General features: G+C 67.8%; 16 protein-coding genes, 1 tRNA gene and 4 pseudogenes. 8 read left to right on the top strand and 13 right to left on the bottom strand.

From position 1 onward, the window contains the following. Window positions 1-1,941 precede the first annotated feature (1,941 nt). Window positions 1,942-2,538, top strand: a complete 597-nt coding sequence (locus tag ACFYR3_RS44440) for a hypothetical protein (RefSeq protein ID WP_389288044.1) — start codon at window positions 1,942-1,944, stop codon at window positions 2,536-2,538. 112 nt (window positions 2,539-2,650) lie between these two features. Further along, on the top strand, window positions 2,651-3,058 hold the full coding sequence (locus ACFYR3_RS44445) for a hypothetical protein (RefSeq protein ID WP_389288046.1): 408 nt from the start codon (window positions 2,651-2,653) through the stop codon (window positions 3,056-3,058). A 525-nt stretch (window positions 3,059-3,583) separates the two neighbouring features. Here ACFYR3_RS44445 and ACFYR3_RS44450 read toward each other — a convergent pair. Next, window positions 3,584-3,865, bottom strand: a complete 282-nt coding sequence (locus ACFYR3_RS44450; RefSeq protein WP_356786335.1) for a hypothetical protein — start codon at window positions 3,863-3,865, stop codon at window positions 3,584-3,586. A 158-nt stretch (window positions 3,866-4,023) separates the two neighbouring features. Between ACFYR3_RS44450 and ACFYR3_RS44455 the strand changes: the two genes are divergently transcribed. After that, window positions 4,024-4,185: a hypothetical protein gene (locus tag ACFYR3_RS44455; RefSeq protein ID WP_356786333.1), complete on the top strand. Its 162-nt coding sequence runs from the start codon at window positions 4,024-4,026 to the stop codon at window positions 4,183-4,185. Between the two features lie 142 nt (window positions 4,186-4,327). On the opposite strand, the gene ACFYR3_RS44460 is transcribed toward ACFYR3_RS44455, so the two are convergent. The 6 genes and pseudogenes from ACFYR3_RS44460 to ACFYR3_RS44485 all read right to left on the bottom strand — a co-directional run bounded on the left by ACFYR3_RS44460 (window position 4,328) and on the right by ACFYR3_RS44485 (window position 7,217). After that, window positions 4,328-4,424, bottom strand: a tRNA-OTHER gene (locus tag ACFYR3_RS44460). Between the two features lie 470 nt (window positions 4,425-4,894). Next, the gene (locus tag ACFYR3_RS44465) at window positions 4,895-5,074 is read right to left on the bottom strand and encodes a hypothetical protein (RefSeq protein WP_389288048.1); all 180 of its coding nucleotides are present in this window, start codon (window positions 5,072-5,074) and stop codon (window positions 4,895-4,897) included. Between the two features lie 113 nt (window positions 5,075-5,187). Beyond that, complete coding sequence (locus tag ACFYR3_RS44470; RefSeq protein WP_389288050.1) at window positions 5,188-5,730, bottom strand: hypothetical protein; 543 nt, start codon at window positions 5,728-5,730, stop codon at window positions 5,188-5,190. Window positions 5,731-5,811: 81 nt separating this feature from the next. Further along, window positions 5,812-6,228 carry a hypothetical protein gene (locus ACFYR3_RS44475; RefSeq protein ID WP_355858291.1) on the bottom strand — a complete coding sequence of 139 codons (417 nt, stop codon included), beginning with the start codon at window positions 6,226-6,228 and terminating at the stop codon, window positions 5,812-5,814. A 64-nt stretch (window positions 6,229-6,292) separates the two neighbouring features. Then, a pseudogene (locus ACFYR3_RS44480) lies at window positions 6,293-6,739 on the bottom strand (recombinase family protein); the annotation flags it as partial. A gap of 139 nt (window positions 6,740-6,878) precedes the next feature. Further along, window positions 6,879-7,217, bottom strand: a complete 339-nt coding sequence (locus ACFYR3_RS44485; RefSeq protein WP_355855204.1) for a thioredoxin domain-containing protein — start codon at window positions 7,215-7,217, stop codon at window positions 6,879-6,881. Between the two features lie 515 nt (window positions 7,218-7,732). On the opposite strand from ACFYR3_RS44485, the gene ACFYR3_RS44490 reads away from it, so the two are divergent. Together ACFYR3_RS44490 and ACFYR3_RS44495 are read left to right on the top strand one after the other, a co-directional pair. Beyond that, a complete protein-coding gene (locus tag ACFYR3_RS44490; RefSeq protein ID WP_355855201.1) occupies window positions 7,733-7,948 on the top strand; it encodes a hypothetical protein in 216 nt (71 codons plus the stop codon). A gap of 272 nt (window positions 7,949-8,220) precedes the next feature. Next, window positions 8,221-9,210, top strand: coding sequence for an ornithine cyclodeaminase family protein (locus ACFYR3_RS44495; protein ID WP_389288053.1), 990 nt, complete (start codon window positions 8,221-8,223; stop codon window positions 9,208-9,210). Window positions 9,211-9,441: 231 nt separating this feature from the next. Here the strand turns inward: ACFYR3_RS44495 and ACFYR3_RS44500 are convergent, their stop codons facing one another. Continuing rightward, complete coding sequence (locus ACFYR3_RS44500) at window positions 9,442-9,675, bottom strand: transposase (protein WP_389288055.1); 234 nt, start codon at window positions 9,673-9,675, stop codon at window positions 9,442-9,444. A 4-nt stretch (window positions 9,676-9,679) separates the two neighbouring features. Beyond that, window positions 9,680-11,227, bottom strand: a complete 1,548-nt coding sequence (locus tag ACFYR3_RS44505; protein ID WP_389288065.1) for a hypothetical protein — start codon at window positions 11,225-11,227, stop codon at window positions 9,680-9,682. Between ACFYR3_RS44505 and ACFYR3_RS44510 the strand changes: the two are divergent. Both ACFYR3_RS44510 and ACFYR3_RS44515 read left to right on the top strand, forming a co-directional pair. Continuing rightward, window positions 11,184-11,426 (top strand): annotated as a pseudogene (locus ACFYR3_RS44510) (GNAT family N-acetyltransferase); the annotation flags it as partial. The gene ACFYR3_RS44505 and the pseudogene ACFYR3_RS44510 sit on opposite strands and share 44 nt — an antisense overlap. Window positions 11,427-12,066: 640 nt before the next feature. Beyond that, a complete protein-coding gene (locus tag ACFYR3_RS44515) occupies window positions 12,067-12,804 on the top strand; it encodes a phosphotransferase family protein (RefSeq protein ID WP_389288057.1) in 738 nt (245 codons plus the stop codon). Window positions 12,805-12,888: 84 nt separating this feature from the next. On the opposite strand, the pseudogene ACFYR3_RS44520 reads toward ACFYR3_RS44515, so the two are convergent. The 4 genes and pseudogenes from ACFYR3_RS44520 to ACFYR3_RS44535 form a co-directional block, all read right to left on the bottom strand. After that, a pseudogene (locus tag ACFYR3_RS44520) lies at window positions 12,889-13,449 on the bottom strand (transposase); the annotation flags it as partial. A gap of 219 nt (window positions 13,450-13,668) precedes the next feature. Beyond that, entirely contained in the window at window positions 13,669-14,001 is a 333-nt protein-coding gene (locus tag ACFYR3_RS44525; RefSeq protein WP_389288059.1) for a hypothetical protein, read from the bottom strand. A gap of 300 nt (window positions 14,002-14,301) precedes the next feature. Further along, window positions 14,302-14,733: pseudogene (locus ACFYR3_RS44530) on the bottom strand (carbohydrate binding domain-containing protein); the annotation flags it as partial. A gap of 882 nt (window positions 14,734-15,615) precedes the next feature. Continuing rightward, window positions 15,616-15,756, bottom strand: a complete 141-nt coding sequence (locus ACFYR3_RS44535; protein ID WP_389288061.1) for a hypothetical protein — start codon at window positions 15,754-15,756, stop codon at window positions 15,616-15,618. Window positions 15,757-16,386: 630 nt separating this feature from the next. Here ACFYR3_RS44535 and ACFYR3_RS44540 point away from each other — a divergent pair. Then, a complete protein-coding gene (locus ACFYR3_RS44540) occupies window positions 16,387-16,761 on the top strand; it encodes a hypothetical protein (RefSeq protein ID WP_355855186.1) in 375 nt (124 codons plus the stop codon). Window positions 16,762-16,903 lie beyond the last annotated feature (142 nt).

Below are 16,903 nucleotides of genomic sequence, written 5' to 3' on the forward strand. Positions count from 1 at the left end.
ACTGAACTTCCTACGCTTCTGTGCCACGTGCTCTCTCCACCGTTCTGGACTTCAATCCTATGGGGACCGCTGTCCGAGAACCTCGGGGCGCCTCATCGTTCGCACGGCTGCGATTCGCCGGCCTATGCCGAGTTCGGTCAAGCCTTGCTCATGCGGTAATAACTTGACTGGTCAGATGGCGGCCTAAGGAAGCGGGGGTCTCCTGGCACGGCGCGCAACACCTTCGCGAATGTTGCCTCTCCTGGCCACTATCCCGGCCCTTGCCTCACGAGCCTTCATGGCCAGGTTCACCCTCCCCGGGCCTGTCACCGATGCACGGATTGCAATGAGGTTGATCAGGCGATTGGCGGCGGTGGGGTGATCGGGGCCGAGCGCACCCTCAGTGAAATCGCAGGCACGCCCTCGCGCCGGGCACACTCCGCCCTGGGAAGATCAACTACTTGCGAACCTGCAACCGTTCGCTCGCGCTCGAGTATTCGCCAGGGTTCGCCAGAGTGCGCCACCCTTTTCGCTGCCTCTGACCTGCGATAACGTGGCTCTAGGGTGTGGTTTTTTGTACCCATCCTGTGGTGAAGTTGCCTCAGTGGACGACGAGTTGTCCTGATGGAGGCACCGCCTGTGATCGCAAAGTTTTTGCTAGCCCAAGGCCCAACGGTCGCGACAGGATTACGGGCCATCCCGGTCATTCTTATAGTGCTGCTGTCTGCACCGGCATGGCTCACGTGGCCGTTCCTCGCCTCAGAGCGTCGAGCGTCAGTGATCGAAATGGTGAATGCCCTGTCTGGGTGGGCCCATGGAGGGGGCGCTCCATCGTTCCGAGCCATCCCAGAGGACACAGACGGGGTGCGGTAGGAGAACCGTGAGGCGCACAACTCTCAGGCGCTGGAACATGGAGCGGTGCCTCTTTCACTTCCATGAAGGGCGATTTGGACCCGTCCAGGGACCGCCCCCAGCAGGGCGTTGGTACAGATGAGCGCCTTGCGCCAGTTCGTTCACCAACCTCGATCTTTGGTGACGCCCCTTCGGCAGTTGTGGCGGACCATCACCGGTTGCTGGCAGTCGCTGACACTGCTCACCTCACCGTCACTGCTCACAGGATGACCCCAACCGGAGACGGCCTAACGACTTGCTGGCTCGGCGCGGCTGGGACCTTGTGACGACTGCGGCGTGTGCCCCCAGATGGACACGGCCATACAAATCGGCCCGACCGGCAAGAAGCTGCTGCCTCTGACGGTCAAGAACGCGGGTCCGACGCCGGCATCGAGCGGTCACTCTCACTGACGTGGGCGGGGCACTCGATCTCGGGTGATTGAGGCGCTGGCGGGGGCTAGCGAGGACGAGGTCGCCGTTGCGCTGGCTGCGGTCGGCGCTTCGCGTCCTCGTGTTGCTCCGCGGCCGGACCCCGTCCAGTACGCCGCTGCCGGGTCCCGGATGCGCCTCACAGATCGTCTCCGAGGTTGAGTGGGCCTGAGGCAGTTCGCCCCTTCCACGCGGACCGAGAGCAGTTGAGCCCCCTTCCTTGATTGGGAGGGAGCTCGTTGGCGTCCGCGGACGTGTGGGTCTCCACCGGTTCCGGACTGACACGTCACCAGAACACGGCGCGGTCACGTCACCGCATCGACTGGCTACAAGCTTCCTTCACGGCGATCAAGGTCCTCACCTGCACGTATACGATCCCCAGCCCGGGGTTCTAGTGAGCGGTTCGACAGAGGGTGTAACAACATGCACGGCCCGTACCAGGTCCGCCGAATGAAGCTGCGAATCTGGCTGCACCGCTGCTGGGGGTCGTGCGCCTTCGTACTCGGGGCGGGTCTGCTGGTAGCCGCGGTTGTGAGCGTCGGCGATATACCGGGAGCCGTAGCGTATGAAAGGTCGTACCTCACCGCCGAGGCCTGCTCACCGGCAGCGGCTCTGGACGCGCACGCCGACTGTCTGCGTTCAGTGCGGGCCCGTGTCCGGAGCACGGTGATCATCGATAGGGGCAAGCGGCAGCAGTTCACCGCACGGCTCGCGGGGCCGAGCCCGGTGCCGCACGAGGTCGACCTGGACGGCTCCGGTCCGCTGTTGAAACGGCTGCGTCCGGGCGATCAGGTAGTGGTCACGATGTGGCACGACTACGCCACGGCGATCAGTCGCGGTGACGTCACCCAGGAGTCCGGTGACACAGCGGTCGGTGAGCCGGAGTTCATCACTGCCATGGTGCTGGCGCTTCTGTCGCTCGGTCTGTTCGCCATGTACGCAGGCGGTCAAGCAGTGCTCCGAGCGCGCAGCCTGGCTGTGAAGGGTCTGCCCGACACGCTGGTGCCATTGGGCAGGGGGGCGCTGGCCGCTGCCGCGTGCGCGATCCCGGCAGGTTTCATCGGAGCTGGCTGGGGAGGGCCGCTCGTGATGGTGTCGGCTTGGGGAGCCATGTTGCCAGGGGTCTGGTGGCTGACCCGGCTGTGGCAGCGTCGGGCCCGGCGCCGAGGACGACACCGAAGCAACCTCGGCACCACACCCGAGCCGGATACGCCGGGAGCGGTCGGCCGAACAGCCTGAGTACTCTGTCCCCTCGTGCCGTTGCACGCCCATGCAGGAGGCACTCAGCGGTCCGTGCACGGTTCGCTGCTGTAGGCTCGCCGACCCGCCGTTGGTGCAGATGAGGAGCGTCATGGAGCTGTTGCCGCGGAGGGTGAACCGTGTCGCGAACAGCGCGCTCGGGGCTATCCCGGCGGTTGTGGCCATCGCGTACCTGGCGCAGGCCAGTGACACCCTTCCGCGACTGGTGGCATGCCTGGCCCTGATCGGGTTCGCGGTGATCGCCGTCAGGGGGTGTCGCCTCCGCGTGAGGTACGAGCACGGGACGCTGGTGGTCCGTGGATACCTGCGTACGCGTGTGATCGCTCGGGAGAGCATCACCGGGATCACGGACTTCCCGGCGGTCAGATGGACGACACCCAGGGGACACAAGCGATGGACTCCTATCGCGGCGTTCATGACAAGTCCGAACGAGATCTCGGCGAGCCGACTTCACAAGGCGCGCGCCGTCGGGAAGCTGCGGCGGTGGGCGAGGCGGTAGGGACCTGGCCCAGACATGGACTACTCGCACCAGGGCTACGGATCACAAGGCGTCGTGCCCGGTCTAGCGGGCACGAACGTTGAACCGCGGGCATTCACCGGCACGAGGCAACGCATCGGCTCCCGACCGAGTTGCTCCATGTGAAACCCCCCGGTCGATGACCTGGGGGGCAGTACGCCGCTGCCCTGTGGCGCATCCCAGCCGAAGCCTGAGCAACAACTCTCGCTACTGGTCCGAGCCCTGGCTGCGCTCCGCTCCGCCGGGCGCGCTCCCGGCTCCGCGCCGGGCGACGCTCCTGCCTTCGGCCCGCTCCGCCCGCGCTGCGCCGACGATTCCTTGAAAAGACAGCCCGAAGCGTCAATCGTTCGGTGGGTCAGACCGCCGAGCGATGCCGGGACCAATCCTCACAGTCGTGCCTACAGTGGCGCGCTCCACCTTGACGCCCTGAACCACGCCCGCTACGCAGTGTGTGGGTCGACGGCAGACGGGATGGGAGCTGGGGCGAGTGGTGGGTGACGGGAAGGATCAGCGCCGCTGTGGTTTCTCCGACAGACCGGCCAACCAGCCGCCGAACATCAGTACAACGAAGCCGATGCCCTCCACCCCCAAGCGTGGGGTGTTGGTCTTGTAGTGGCTGAAAAGGATGATGATGCCCGCGGAAGCCACGGTCAGTTGTGCCCACCCGAACATGACCGGTCGACGGACGTCGTTGCGGTACCACGCCGGTAGCCAGCCGCCGCCGAGGGTGGCGACCCCTCCGACAATCAGCACCGATGCGATGACCACAATGACGCATTCCATGAACATGGTCGGCCTCCACTTTCGAAGCGGGATCCTGACATACTCCCCGCGGGTTGCCCAGCCGATCCCGTGAGCCCTGCGCCCCGACTGGGCGCCCCACCAGCAGACCAGACGGCTGCCAGGGGTAGCCTTCCCGTCCGTTCGAGGGCTCCTGGAGGACCCCTGTGCACACCACCGTTTTCCTGCTGCGGAGCGCGCTGGGCCTCGGTGGAGGTCTGGTGGGCGCGTGGGAGATGGACCGCCAGGCTTCGGGACCGGGCTGGAGGAAGCCACGGGTCTTCTCCGCAGCGGCGGCCGTGCTGCTCGCAGTGCTGCTCCCCGTCTAGAGATCACCGGACGACGTGCCCTTGCGTGCCCGTTCGGTCGGGAAACCGCGGGGAGTCACGGTCTCTGGCGGACAAGGCTCACGAGAAAGGTGTCGCCGACAAAAGGCTCCTGGCCGAGTTACCTGGTCAGGAGCCGTTCACCTGCGGTGGGTGTGGGATTTGAACCCACGGTGACATCGCTGCCACGACGGTTTTCAAGACCGTGTGCAGAACACGGCTTGCCGACGCAGCCCCCACGCTCTGAACCGGCCACTCACGAAGGTGCCGACGCCAGCAGACAGCGCGATCGACAGAATCGACGGCGCGCCGTCGAAGCTCACATGGCCGCCTCCGGTTGCCAACGACACCAGGAACGGTGTCGCCGCGAGGAGCGCCGGTCACGGTAAGGCGGACCGCCACCTCGGCCCACCACATCGCCCGCGTCGGTTCAGTCGTCATGACGACGTTGTACATCGCGCACCTTCCTGCCGTACAGCCGCGAGGTACAGCAACCATCGCGACCGGAGCCAACCGCCAGCGGTCCTGCATGACCGTCTGAGCAGGCGAGCAGACCTCAGTGACCGTCGCGCCCATAGTTCGGGACGAAGAGGTCGTGCCAGACGCGTGCCAGATCGTACGGGGAACTGCGGGGAACACCGGGGAATCGAGGAACCCGCCGGCAGACGTCGACGCCCCTCCGCCCCAGGTCAGTGCCCCGGCAAGCCCCAGATCACCTGAGCTTCCCAAGCTGAGGGTTCGGCGAGATCCGCTGTCCCTGCTGCACCCCCTCGCTCTCCTCGGCTGCCGTCCACGGAGCGGTCAGCTCGGCGATCAGATTGCTCAGGTGCTTGCGGGAGATGCCGGTGCAGATCCGATGCGACAAGGCCGTGCGGGTGAGGAGTTGTCTCACAACAACTCCAACCCGCACGGCTGTTGTCATCTTCCCAGGCCGACTCCGCGACTATCACGCACAACGTCGTTAGCGCGGGACTACGGAGCCAACAACCGTCATGACCGTTTCGTCTAGAGGTCGTCTTGCAGAGGGGTACCAGGCGCAAAGTGGGCGATGGCGGCGATCAGCTGGCCCTTGTCGAAGTGCCACCCGGTCACTGCCCGCGAGGACATCACCGTATCTGGCGGCACCGGAGCCAGAATCTCCAGGACAGCACGGGATTTCGGGCCGTCACCAGGCAGGGCTGGGGCTCCTTCCCGCCGGGTGACTCCGACGTAGGGCAGGGAGGCAGTGGCTATGACCTGGCGCCACAGTACGAAGCCTGTGATGTCTTCCCAGGGCACGTGGGCGGTGGTGGCCTTGTACCGGGCGGGGCTCCCGCCGAGGAGCACGCCTGTCTCGTCCACCCGGAACGCGACCTTGCGGCTCATTGCCACGAACGCCATGAACAATCCTCCCGCGCCGAACAGCGGCAGGCCCAGTATCCGCGCGAGCAATGGCATGCCTGGGAGCAGCAGGGCCGCAGTGAAGATGATGGAGAACACCGCGACTCGTATGGTCTTGGGGTCCCAGCCGTAGCGCGCCTCATACACGGGCGAGGTGTTGCGAGTCATGGCTAGATCATGACAACACCCAACTCGCTCGGGAAGCCCTGCGGACAGTGCCGTCAAGGGTAGGAGTGCATACGGCGGACCCTAGTCCAGCGAGTTCGGCTTGATCTCCACGCGGTTGGTGTCGAACCCCCTGCCCTTCCTCGTCGCCGGAAGTACGACCACGGCCGCGAACAGGAACCGGTAGATCGCGTTCATGCGCTCGTAGTCCTCAGCCTCCTCCAGCTTCTTCCAGTTGGCTTCGGCCTCCGGTCCGGCGATGCCCTCCAGGACGGCGATGGGCCGCTTGACCGTCTTCCGTTGGCGCTCCTTCATCCGCTTGAGTACGACGGCGCGCATGGCGTGGAACTCGACGGTCGTGAAGTCGTCGTCCGTGAGCCACAGTTGTTTCAGCTCCTCCAGCTTCGCGCGGTCCTTCTCGTCCGCGGTCACGTCGGCCTCGGGGCGTGTGGTCGTCGGGGGCTCGTAGCCGGACGTGTCCAACTTCGCGACTGCCCACATGCGGCCTGCCCTCGCGGGACATGTCCTTCAGGGCGTCCTTCAGCCGACGTGACGCGTCGTCGGACGAGCGGCAGGCGTGGGCCACCTCAATGCGGAGGATGAACCGGTCGTCGGGGTCCGAGAGATCGCGCCGGTTTGCCTCGCCGTGCAGAAGTACGCGCTTGTCGTCGGCTATCGAGAGGAGTTCTGCGAGGTCCTTGGGCTGCCGCATGAGGCGGTCGGGGTGGTAGACGATGATGTGGCGGATCTCTCCGTCTGCCATCGCCTGGAGCATTTCCTCCCACCCGAGCCGCTTGCGGTTGCGGTTGCGCTGCCACGCTGAACGGTTGTTGTCGACGTAGATATGGGCCGACTCGACACCGAGTTGAAGGCGTTCGGCGATCTCGCGGCAGATGCGCTCCTGCCGGTCGACTCCGGTCTGATCCTCGTCCTTGGTGTGCGAGATCCGGCAGTAGATGGCGGCGGGCTCACCCGGGGTGATCGCGGCCTTGGCTAACTTAGGTCGGCTCATGGAAAACACTGTATGAGCCCGGTACGAGCTCGCCGCCGGGCAGAGCGGCGCCGCCCGTGTTGGAGCCCAGACAGCACGCCCACGGCTTGCGTGACGGGCGTCGCGGCCGCGGCGGCGGCTCAGAGGTGGCGGCTCAGGCTCAGAGGTGGCCGTCCAGGAACTCCCTTGCCTCGGCGATGGTCATAGGCCCTGTGCCGTGCGCCACCGCCTCTCCCTCCTTCAGCAGGACGTAGGACGGGGCGCCGGTGATCCCGTATCGCTCGGTTGCGGCCGGACAGCGCGTGATGTCGGTGCGGACGGCCGTCAGGCGGCCCGTGTACTCGTCGGCGATGGCACCCACGACGAGGTCCATCGCCCGGCAGGGTTCGATTGCCTTGGGCCATGTCCCGGTGAAGTATGCGAGGACCGGAACTCCGCTCATCCCTAGGATGAAATCGAACTCCGCGTCCTCACGGGGTTGGTGAACCCGCATCGCCATGGATGCTCCTGACCTCGCGTTCCGTCATTGCATCCCCATCATCTCCCGCGCGATGCGACAGGCCGGCCCGGTCGGTCGGTCGTCCGGCTGACCTGTCGGAACGGGAGGGAAGGCCGGCCGCGGGTGGTCCCCGGTTCGCGAAGCGTCACAGTTCGCCTCAGCGGCGAAGAGGGCCGCTGGGGTCTCGCTCCTTCGACGAGTGCCCGCACTCACTTGCGGCCGTTACACGTTTCGGGACGGCGCTCGAGGTGGGCGAGTCCTCGGCGGACTCATCGACGGCTGCCGCACCGAAACCGGACTGACCCTCACTCCAGATCCCCCGAAGCTACCGACTGCCCAGATCCGCGATCTGGCCGCACTTCGATGCCTTCACCCCGGAGAGTCCGGTCATTCTGTTCGGACCCGTCGGCGTCGGGAACGTGCTTCGAGAACGAATCGCAGCCGGGAAGCTCGAGACGTGGCTGACCAGTTCGCGAGGCCGTTCGCCGGCCGCCATCAGCAACACCGAGCGGGTGATGGTATTGCTGCTTGACGGCGAAGAGGACCCCGGCGGGCACGCACTCAGCCGCCGGGCCCGCGGCTCAAGCAAGGGTTTCGTCCTGGCCAACGGACAACACGACGAGTATCCCGACGAGCACACCGTGCGCCTGGCGGAGGCGCTACGGATCATCAGCCACATCCTCACCACGGGGACCCCGCCCGCTGACGCCCCCTGGTCGATCGACCGCTGACGAGGCCGGCACCTGGGGAAGTGTGTGACCGTCGGGCTGGGGAAGTGCGTGACCGTTCACGCCCCTTCCCTTCGTTCCCGCGGGTCTGACGTGGTGATCCAGGTCGCTGAACCCACCCGCGCAGGATGTCGGCGTACACCTGATGTGCTCAGCGCGTACGGATGAACGTGCTCAGGAAGGACTGCGTGTCGAGCCGGGGCAACAGGGGCCGGGGTTGACGCTTTGGCTGCGCGGTCGCCTGCTGGATGACCGGCATCAGGAGGCTGAAGCACATGCTGGTTCTGGGCCGCTCGCAGGTCGAGTCCCTGCTCGACGTGGACGCGCTGATCGATGCCCTGGCATCGGCGATGGCAGACCTCAGTGCGGGCCGCGCCTCGGTACCCGACCGCGTCGCCGCCCTGGTGCCCGAACGCGATGGATTCCTGGCGGCCATGCCGGGCTTCCTGCCGTCGGCCGGGGTGCTCATGACCAAGCTGGTGTCACTCTTCCCGCACAACGACGGCGCACGGCTGCCTACACATCAGGCCGTGATCGTGGCGTTCGATCCGGACACCGGCGAGCCCGCCGCCCTGCTGGACGGTACAGCCATCACCGCAGCACGAACCGGCGCCTGCTCCGCCCTGTCGGCGCGTCTGCTGGCCCGCGAGGACGCGACGGTGCTGGCAGTACTGGGCACCGGCGTCCAGGCCCGGTCCCACGCCCGCGCGATCTGCCGGGTCCGCCCGATCCGCCACATCCGCGTGGCCGGCCGGGACCCGGCGAAAGCCGCCGCTCTGGCCGAGGAACTCTCAGCCGTACTGGAGGCCGAAGTCCAGGCCGTCTCCAGCTATACCGAGGCGCTCGACGGCGCGGACATCGCCGCCGCGACAACGCACGCCGTCGAACCCGTGATCCGCCGCCCCTGGCTGACACCTGGAGTGCACATCACGTCCGTGGGGTACAACCCGGCCGGCCGCGAGATCGACGACGCCACGATCGCCGAGGCGCTGGTGTGCGTCGAATCGCGCCAGGCCGTGCTCGCCCCGCTCCCCGCGGGCAGCAACGACCTGCTCACGCCGATCCGCGAAGGCCTGATCACAGCGGACCATGTACACGCCGAGCTGGGCGAAGTCATCGTCGGCAGCAAACCGGGGCGCACCGCGCCCGACCAGATCACCCTCTACAAATCGGTCGGCGTGGCAGTGCAGGACGCCGCCGCCACCGCCCTGGCCGTCTCGTCCGCCCTCGAGCAGTCGATCGGCCAGGAGATCACGCTGCGGTGATACCGCCACCACCACACGAACCGCGCGGCGGCCGGATCGGCAACGCGCGGCACACGGGCTGAGCACTTCGCCCGTACGCGGCTGAGCACGTAAACGCGCACGCCGACGTAAGGGTGCGTCCGGCACGGACAGGGCAGAGAGTGCAGATCTGGTGACCAGTCAGGGAGCGACTTCGGAGGCGCAGACTCGAGGTCAGGCAGCACACAACGGTAGTGACGATCAGGCGAACCGTCACGGTGTCCGCAGCGCTGCCGGCCAGAACCACGAAGGAGTCGCAGTCGAGCTGGGCATCTCGCCTCGCAACCGCTCCATCTCGTCCCTCTCGCCGGCTGGCGCCGTTCCTGCCCGGCGAGCGCGGGACACCCAGTTGGCCAGGGTGGTCTCGTTGATGCCCAGGTCCCTGGCGACCTCGGCAACCGACTTGCCGGTCTGCGCCACGATCCGTACCACCCCCTCACGGAACACCAGATCAAGCTTCCGACCCTTCTGCGCCGTGACTCTCAACTTCCCCTACAGCCAAGGTCTTCACGCCACGCGGGGAGGGACACTCGGCCACTGCGGCGAGATCGAGGAGCCGATGCATCGTCGCGGGCGGCAGAGCAGGATTGGCCGCGGCATCCCGTGCGGAGCCGGGGACGCCGAGGCGTTGATGCAGCTCCTCACTGGGGAGTCTGGGGTCCCGCAGCGCCCAGCAACCGACTTCCGGATCGTCGATCAGCCGCAGGACGAGTTCCGGGCCGGCCTCCGGATCGTCCAGGGCAGCGCGGCGCAGCCGCGGATTAGGGTGGTCGGCGAAGCGAGCGAGGCCCGGTTCGGCAAAGTTCGGGTGGGAGCGTAGGAAGCTCCACTTGAGGCCGTGCCAGTGGGCGTACATCTCCAGCACGAGGGCGTGCGGGGCTTCCTGGCACGACTGGCACAAGGTGAGTTTGACGAAGAAGTCCTCGTCTTCGGAGAGGCGGTCGACCACGTCGGCGGGCAGGTGCTTCTGCATGGCGATGCTGCGACGCAGCAGGACGTGGCCGGAGGCTGCGGCCCGTCGAGCGATCTGCGGTTGGTGGCCGCGTTCCACGATCCAGAGCGGGGGTGTGTGATAGCCGTTTGGCACGTCGTACGCGATGGCGGAGCGCTGTTCCTCGGTGAGGTCCTCGCGCATCGAGAGGGAGAGCCGGACGGTGTTTTCGGGGTCCTCAGCGAGTTGCAGCGCCAGGGCGGTCGGTACCTCAGGGTCCTGGGCCGCTTCGCTCCGTACGGCGGGTTCGGGGTCCTGGACGCGCAGGTCGGGCTCGGGTCGAGGTTCCGGCTCGCTTGGGAACAACTTGGCGATGGCGTGCTGGACTTGGGGCTCAGGGTCGGCGAGCAGGGCCTGGCATACGGCGGCCGAAAGCTGCGGCCACAGCTCTGCACTGAGGGCTGAGGCTCGCACCCGAGCGTCTTCATCCTCGGCGAGTCGTGCCCGCACCGGCACCGGCAGGTCCCACTGCGTTGCCATCCGCCGGACTCTCGCCTCACTGTCGCCAGCCAGGATCTCCGGCACTCCATCCGGTATGCGTCGGCCGAAGTCACCCGCGAGTGCCGCGTATACGAACCGGACCCGGGGTTCGGGATCACGGGCAAGCCGCGCCAGTACCTCGACGTCAGCGGCCGGGTTCTCCACTGTCTGAAGGCGGTGGTCGACCTGTGGGGCGGACACCAGCACGGCGGTGCTCTCCCGGTCGAGAGAGCACCTGGTGAGCCAGGAGGAGGCGTAGGCAGACAGTTCCTCAGCGGTGAGCAATCGCACCAGCACTGATGCAGGCAGAGCAGGATTCAGTGTCAGCCCACCGAGCCACTCCTGTGCCAACCGCTCATCCCCGCTGTACCGATCCAAGCCCCCACGCACCTCACTCATGCGCCCATCTTCCTCGATGCTCGGGACATCCACGGACGCCCGTCGCGGAACGTCATAAGGGGGAGTCTTCGCTGTGGCGTCCCTGATAGTCGATCTCGACGAAGCGGTGATCGGCCAGATCACGCTCACCAGAGAAGCGGGGTATCTGCGTCAGGCTGCCGGGAAGGGCGAGCTCGGCTACCTGTTCCTGGCAAAGGCATGGGGATGCGGGTACGCCGTCGAGGCCTGCGCAGCGGCACTCGACTGGTTCGCCGGTGCGCTTCCCGGCGAACCAGTGGTACTCGCCACCCAGACCGCCAACGTCCGCTCGATGCGCCTCGCGGCGAAGCAGCGACACCCAACCCGCAGGTCCAGCGCCAGAACAAGATGGCGGGGACACCCCTGCGCGTACAGGGAGCAGGGCCCAGGGCCCAAGCCGTACCGGTCCGAGGCGAACTTGGACCGTCCCCGCGGGCGCGTGGGGCATCGCGGCCGAGTCGACCTACGGCACGGGCCATCAGGCGCATGCTGGAAGCAGTGGCTTGCATGCCCGCGAGCATCCGGTCCTGGGGGCCTGCCGCCGACGCGGCCACCGCTTCGCGGCTGTCCTGGTGTTCGCGGCGGCGCGCCATCTCGACGAGATGGTGGCCTGCCCACGCTGCTGAGGCCGCAGGCCAGCAAGTGAGTGCCGGCCCGCGACGTAATGAGCAGCGAGTCTCCCACCAGAGGATCAGCAGCGTCTCACGGAGCCGCTGCCCAACTTGCCTGTCACGTATCGTCCCCAGCCTTGTGCCGTCGTAATGAAGAGATGGCAGTCAGCGGACACTCTGCATCTGGGACCAAGGACTCCTAACGAAAGTGGTGGACTTGACCTGGTCAGAGGTGGGTGTCGTGCGCGAGGCCGCCGGGTATGGGGACGCGGTCAGCCGCGTAGTCGCACGCGATAAACCCGGCGACGTCGGCGGTCATCCCCGGGATACTGGTCGCCCATGGATGAGGTCAAAGTCGTCGTCGCCCATTCCGAGCGCGCGACCTTGCGCGTCGGCGACGTGTTCCTGAAGGTGGACGCCGACCAGGCGCGCATCGACGCCGAGGTCGAGGCGATGGCCCTGGCGCCGGTCCCGACCCCGGAGATCCTGTGGTGCAAGCCGCCCGTGCTCGCGATGGCCGCACTCCCGGGGACGACGCTGGGGCGCCTCGGCGGGCCGTCGACCGGGTCGCCGGCGGCGTGGGCCGCGGCGGGCGCCGCCATCCGAAAGCTGCATGACGCGCCGTTGCCGGCCCGGCCCGGCCGGAGCATCGTCGCGCTGACGGCGGAACTCGACGACGAGTGCGAGTTGCTCGTGACGAACCGCGTCCTGCCCGCGGACCTGGTCACCCGCAACCGCCAGGTCGCCGAGGCAGCGCTCCGACCGTGGACTCCGGCGTTCACGCACGGCGACCTGCAGATCGCGCACGTCTTCGTCGACGGCGACGAGGTCACCGGCATCATCGACTGGTCCGAGGCGGGCCAGGGTGATGCCCTGTACGACCTCGCCACCTTCACGCTCGGACACGAGGAGCACCTCGACGACGTCATCGCCGGCTATGGCACAGACGTCGATCTCGACGTGATCCAGGCGTGGTGGTCGATGCGAAGCCTGCTGGTGGTTCGCTGGCTGATCGAGCACGGCTTCGACCCGTTCGCGCCGGGCTGTGAGGTCGACGTGCTGAGATCCCGGATGTGAGGCTGCGCGGGCCCGACTGCTGTGAGTACGTTCTGACGCATCGAGCAGGCCATCCCCTGGGGCGATCGCCCGCCTTTACTCTCATCAAAGAGCGGTGCGCAGTCGTCGCCAACAGATGACGGCGCAGCCAAAGGTGACGAACGCGTGGTGGATGTCGTCGCGGATCTCGCTGCGGATGCGCAGGCGGCGGAACCAGTGCGGCAGCGCGATCGCTCCTTCCACGACCCAGCGGTACACGCGCCCAGGCCGGACCCGTGCCCGGTACCGCGCCGGCAAGGTGCGGGGTGATCAGGAACCGGCGGACCTTGTCCCAGTAGACCTCGTGGTCATAGCCGCGGTCGGCGTACAGATACTTGGGACGGCGCAGTGGCTGCCAGCGCTTGCCGCGGATCGGTGGGACGGTCTGGATCAGCAGGATCAGTTGGGTGACGTCGTTGCGGTTGGCGCCTGTGGTGATGCTGCGAGCGGGATGCCGTGCGCCTCGACGATCAGGTGGTGCTCGCTGCCGGCCTTGCCCCGGTCCACCGGGGACGGACCGGTGGCCGGCCCGCCCTTCATTGCGCGGATGTGGCTGGAGTCGACCGCTGCGTGGGAGAAGTCCAGCAGGTCTGCGGCCCGCAGCTCGGACAGCAGCAGCTCGTGAACTGGGCTTCGGCTCGGGGAAGACCTGCTGGCGACGGCTGCGGGACTGGAACGAGGCCGGGGGCCGGCAGCGCCACAACTCACCGTCGATCTCCCACGTCCACCAGCCGCGGAAGGTGACGACCGCGGCCAGGGCGGTGGGGGCCAAACGGTCAGTCCGGGATGCACACGAGCGGGCGGCCTTGTCGCTTCGCCGTCGCTTTCCGGGAGCGCAAGACCTTGTCAGAGAAGCTTCTGCGGGGCCTGAAACTGATCGACCGGGATGCTGTTGCACGCTGTCTTGAGGCTGCCGAGGAGGTGACCGCCGATGCCCTCACCCTCGGGGAGCGGCACCAGGCAACGGCCGTCGGTATTGATGAGCGGTGCGCCGTAGGTATTGAGGATGCCGCCGGAGTCGCCCGCGACGGCTGTGTCGCCGTTCCTGGTGCCAAAGTCGGTACCGTCGGCATGGGCAGCGGATGGTACGGCCACCGCAAGGAGGGTGGTCGCGGCGAAAACGCCAAGGACAGCGGTCAAGCGACGCATGACGTGCCTTTCTTGGGTCAGTTGATTCATCGGAAGGTCAGTTGATTTATTTGAGAGCTACCCCTGCTCTCGCGGTCCGCACGTGCAACCTCACACGCACGAGTGAGGACGATTACTCCGCCCAGACCTTGAACCCGCGCAACGGGGAAACAGCTGGGGCAGCGCTAGGACCCCAGCCCGCCAGGTTGGCATGCCAGGCTCAGGAACAGGTACTCACCAGGACAGTGGATGCGCCATCAATGAGCAGTGATCGTTCGTGTGCTGACGGCAGCCCGGAGAAGAGCTTCATCGGCGCACAGCCTGTAGGCGAGGAGCCGACAAGCTCTAGGCGCCACCGCCGCCACCGGGCCCGTCCAGGGTGATCTCGTCGGCGAAGTAGCTGCCCTGTGCGTACCAGCCGTGCACGTAGATCGTCGCGCTGGTCTGGGAGGCGCCTGTGGTGAAGGAGACGGTCAGGGGGCTGTATCCGGAGGGGGAAGTGGTCCAGGTGGAGGCGCCGTCGTTCACGCCCAGGTAGACGGAGGAGCCGCGGACCCAGCCGCTGAGTGAGTAGGTGGTGTTCGGCCGCACCGCGACGGTCTGGTTGCACTGCGCCGTGTCGCTCGAACTCACCGTCCCCCGGAGGGCCTTGGAGCCCACGTGGACGGGGGAGGTGACAATCGAGCCCGGGTTGCCGGTGCAGCTCCACGGCGAGAGGCTGCCCGACTCGAAGCCGGGGTTGGTCAGGACGTCGGCGGCCCCGACCGCGCCCGGGGCGGCCGACGTCGGGGCCGCCGACGCGCTCGCCGAGGGTGCGGCCGGGGTGGCGTCGGTACGGCTGGGAATCAGGAGGGAGCAGCTGAAGCCGACGACGGCCGCCGCGACGACCGCGATCACCACGGCCGCCCGGCGCTGTCCGGGCCCGAGGCGCGGGCGGCCTACGGGACGCGGTGGGCGGGCGTCGCCGTCGGGTGCGGGGAGTTCCTCCGTCTTGCCGCCGGGGACAGGCGGGAGTTCCTCTGTCTCGCCGCCGGTCCGGGTGTGTGGGACGGGTGTGGCCAGGGTCTCGCGGCTGCGGTAGTCCTTGTCCTGGCGTATCTCGTCGAGCAGTTGGGCCAGCGCGTCGGTCCGGCGCGCGCGCAGCACGCGGATCGGCTCGAGCGCGGGGCGGTCGTCCGGTGAGTCGGACGCGGGCGGCGTGGGCACGATGCTCTCCTTCCGTCCCGTGGTGGATACCTGAGCTGTCCCTCTGGAATTGATACGCAACGCCCGCCCCGGAGGTTCAGCCGACGCCGTGCCCGGGGGAAGCGAGCGGGCCGCCCGTGGGGTCAGCGACAGCCGTACCTCGACCGGGCGTTGACGCGGGCCGGTCCGAAGTCCTCGACCATCATGTGCGCGGCGTTGGTGCAGCGACGGCCGTAACGTATGACTCTCGCTGCCGAGTGTTCCGGTCGTGCCGAAGGAGCAGGTCCACTTCCTGATGGCGGTGCCGGGGAGATCTGGGAAGAGTCGTGCCCGAGACCTGGGGGCATACCCGAGTGGCGAACCCACGACCACGTCCGCAGCGGCCTGACCACCCCGTTCGCCGCGGTGATGGAGGCGATCCGGCTGCCTCGGCCCGGGCCGCCCCCGCTTCAAGCCCTCCCACGTGATCGGCGGCAAGGGCTACAGCTCGAAGGCGATCCGCAACTGGCTGCGTCGACGAGGCATCGCCCACTCCACCCCGAGCAGGCCGATCAAGTCCGCAACCACCTCAGGCGCGGCAGCCGCGACGGTCGGCCACCCGCCTTCGACCAGCACCTCCACAAGCGGCGCAACGTGGTGGAACGGTGACAGGCGCCTGAGCCCCAGCCGGGCGCAGCCCCGTCGGCTGCTGGAGACGGCGAGTGACTAAGTCGTGCGACTGCCGGTGAAGGCGTCGACGACTGGTCTGGCCGCGATGGCGGTCTACTGGTTCGAGCGCCGACGATCCGGGCCGGCCAGGGAGTGCCAAGTACTCCCAGCCGGTCCACCCTGCCAGGGGACACGAGGAGACGGGGCACCGCGCAGAGCACGAGGTCGACGTCTCCTCGTTCACCGGGGCGAGGTCGTCGTCGTCAAGGGCGAGTACTTCGGGAACGACTGCCCGTCCGGGATTTCCGGTGCGCCCTCCCCCACCCCCTGAGACCCTTGGCCCTATTGGCCAGCAGCGTGACGCCGGCGTCTGCGAGAAAGCTTTTCTGCCCCGCCCACACACGATGTCGCCCCAGCCGTCCGCACCATGACGGTCGATCACATGTGCGGCCGCGTGAGACCCTACCGTGCGCGGACTTGTCGCCGCGGAAGACGGCGAACGCCTCCGACACCCTGACCTGTGCCCGGCACGGCGTGCGCTGGCCCCGCGGTCGAGCACCGCTTGCCGATGAACCCGAACCGAATCGAATCCCTGGGGGACTGATGAACTCCATCATCCGTAAAGCAGCGAACCTCGCCGTCGTCGCCGGTGCGGTCGCGGCCGTGTCCATGGCCGGTGCCCCGGCCGCGACCGCGGAGCCGGTCCAGCACGGCTGCGCGTACCCGTACGTCTGCTTCTACGTGAACCAGGCCGCCGTCACGGCCGGCCACCCCGCCGCCAAGTTCCAGGTCATCACCAGCGGATTCCAGGACGTCACGTCCCGCGACGGCTACGTCATCCTCAACACCCGCAACGACGACGTGGCCTACCTGCGCAGCAACGCGGGCACGCTCTGCGTCGGGCCGAACACAACCACCGTGATGAGCCCCGGCCTCACCGTCAACGGCGTGAAGATCTCCAGCAGCGCGACCTGCTGACCCGCGGCGGGGGGGGCCCCCCCCCCCCCCCCCCCCCCCCCCCCCCCCCCCCCCCCCCCCCGGCCCCCCGCCCCCCCCCCCCCCCCCCGCCCCCCCCCCGGGCGGGGGGGCCCCGCCCCCCCCCCCCCCGCGCGCGGCCCCG

This window comes from Streptomyces sp. NPDC005784 (assembly GCF_042871525.1).
Classification (GTDB): Bacteria; Actinomycetota; Actinomycetes; order Streptomycetales; family Streptomycetaceae; genus Streptomyces.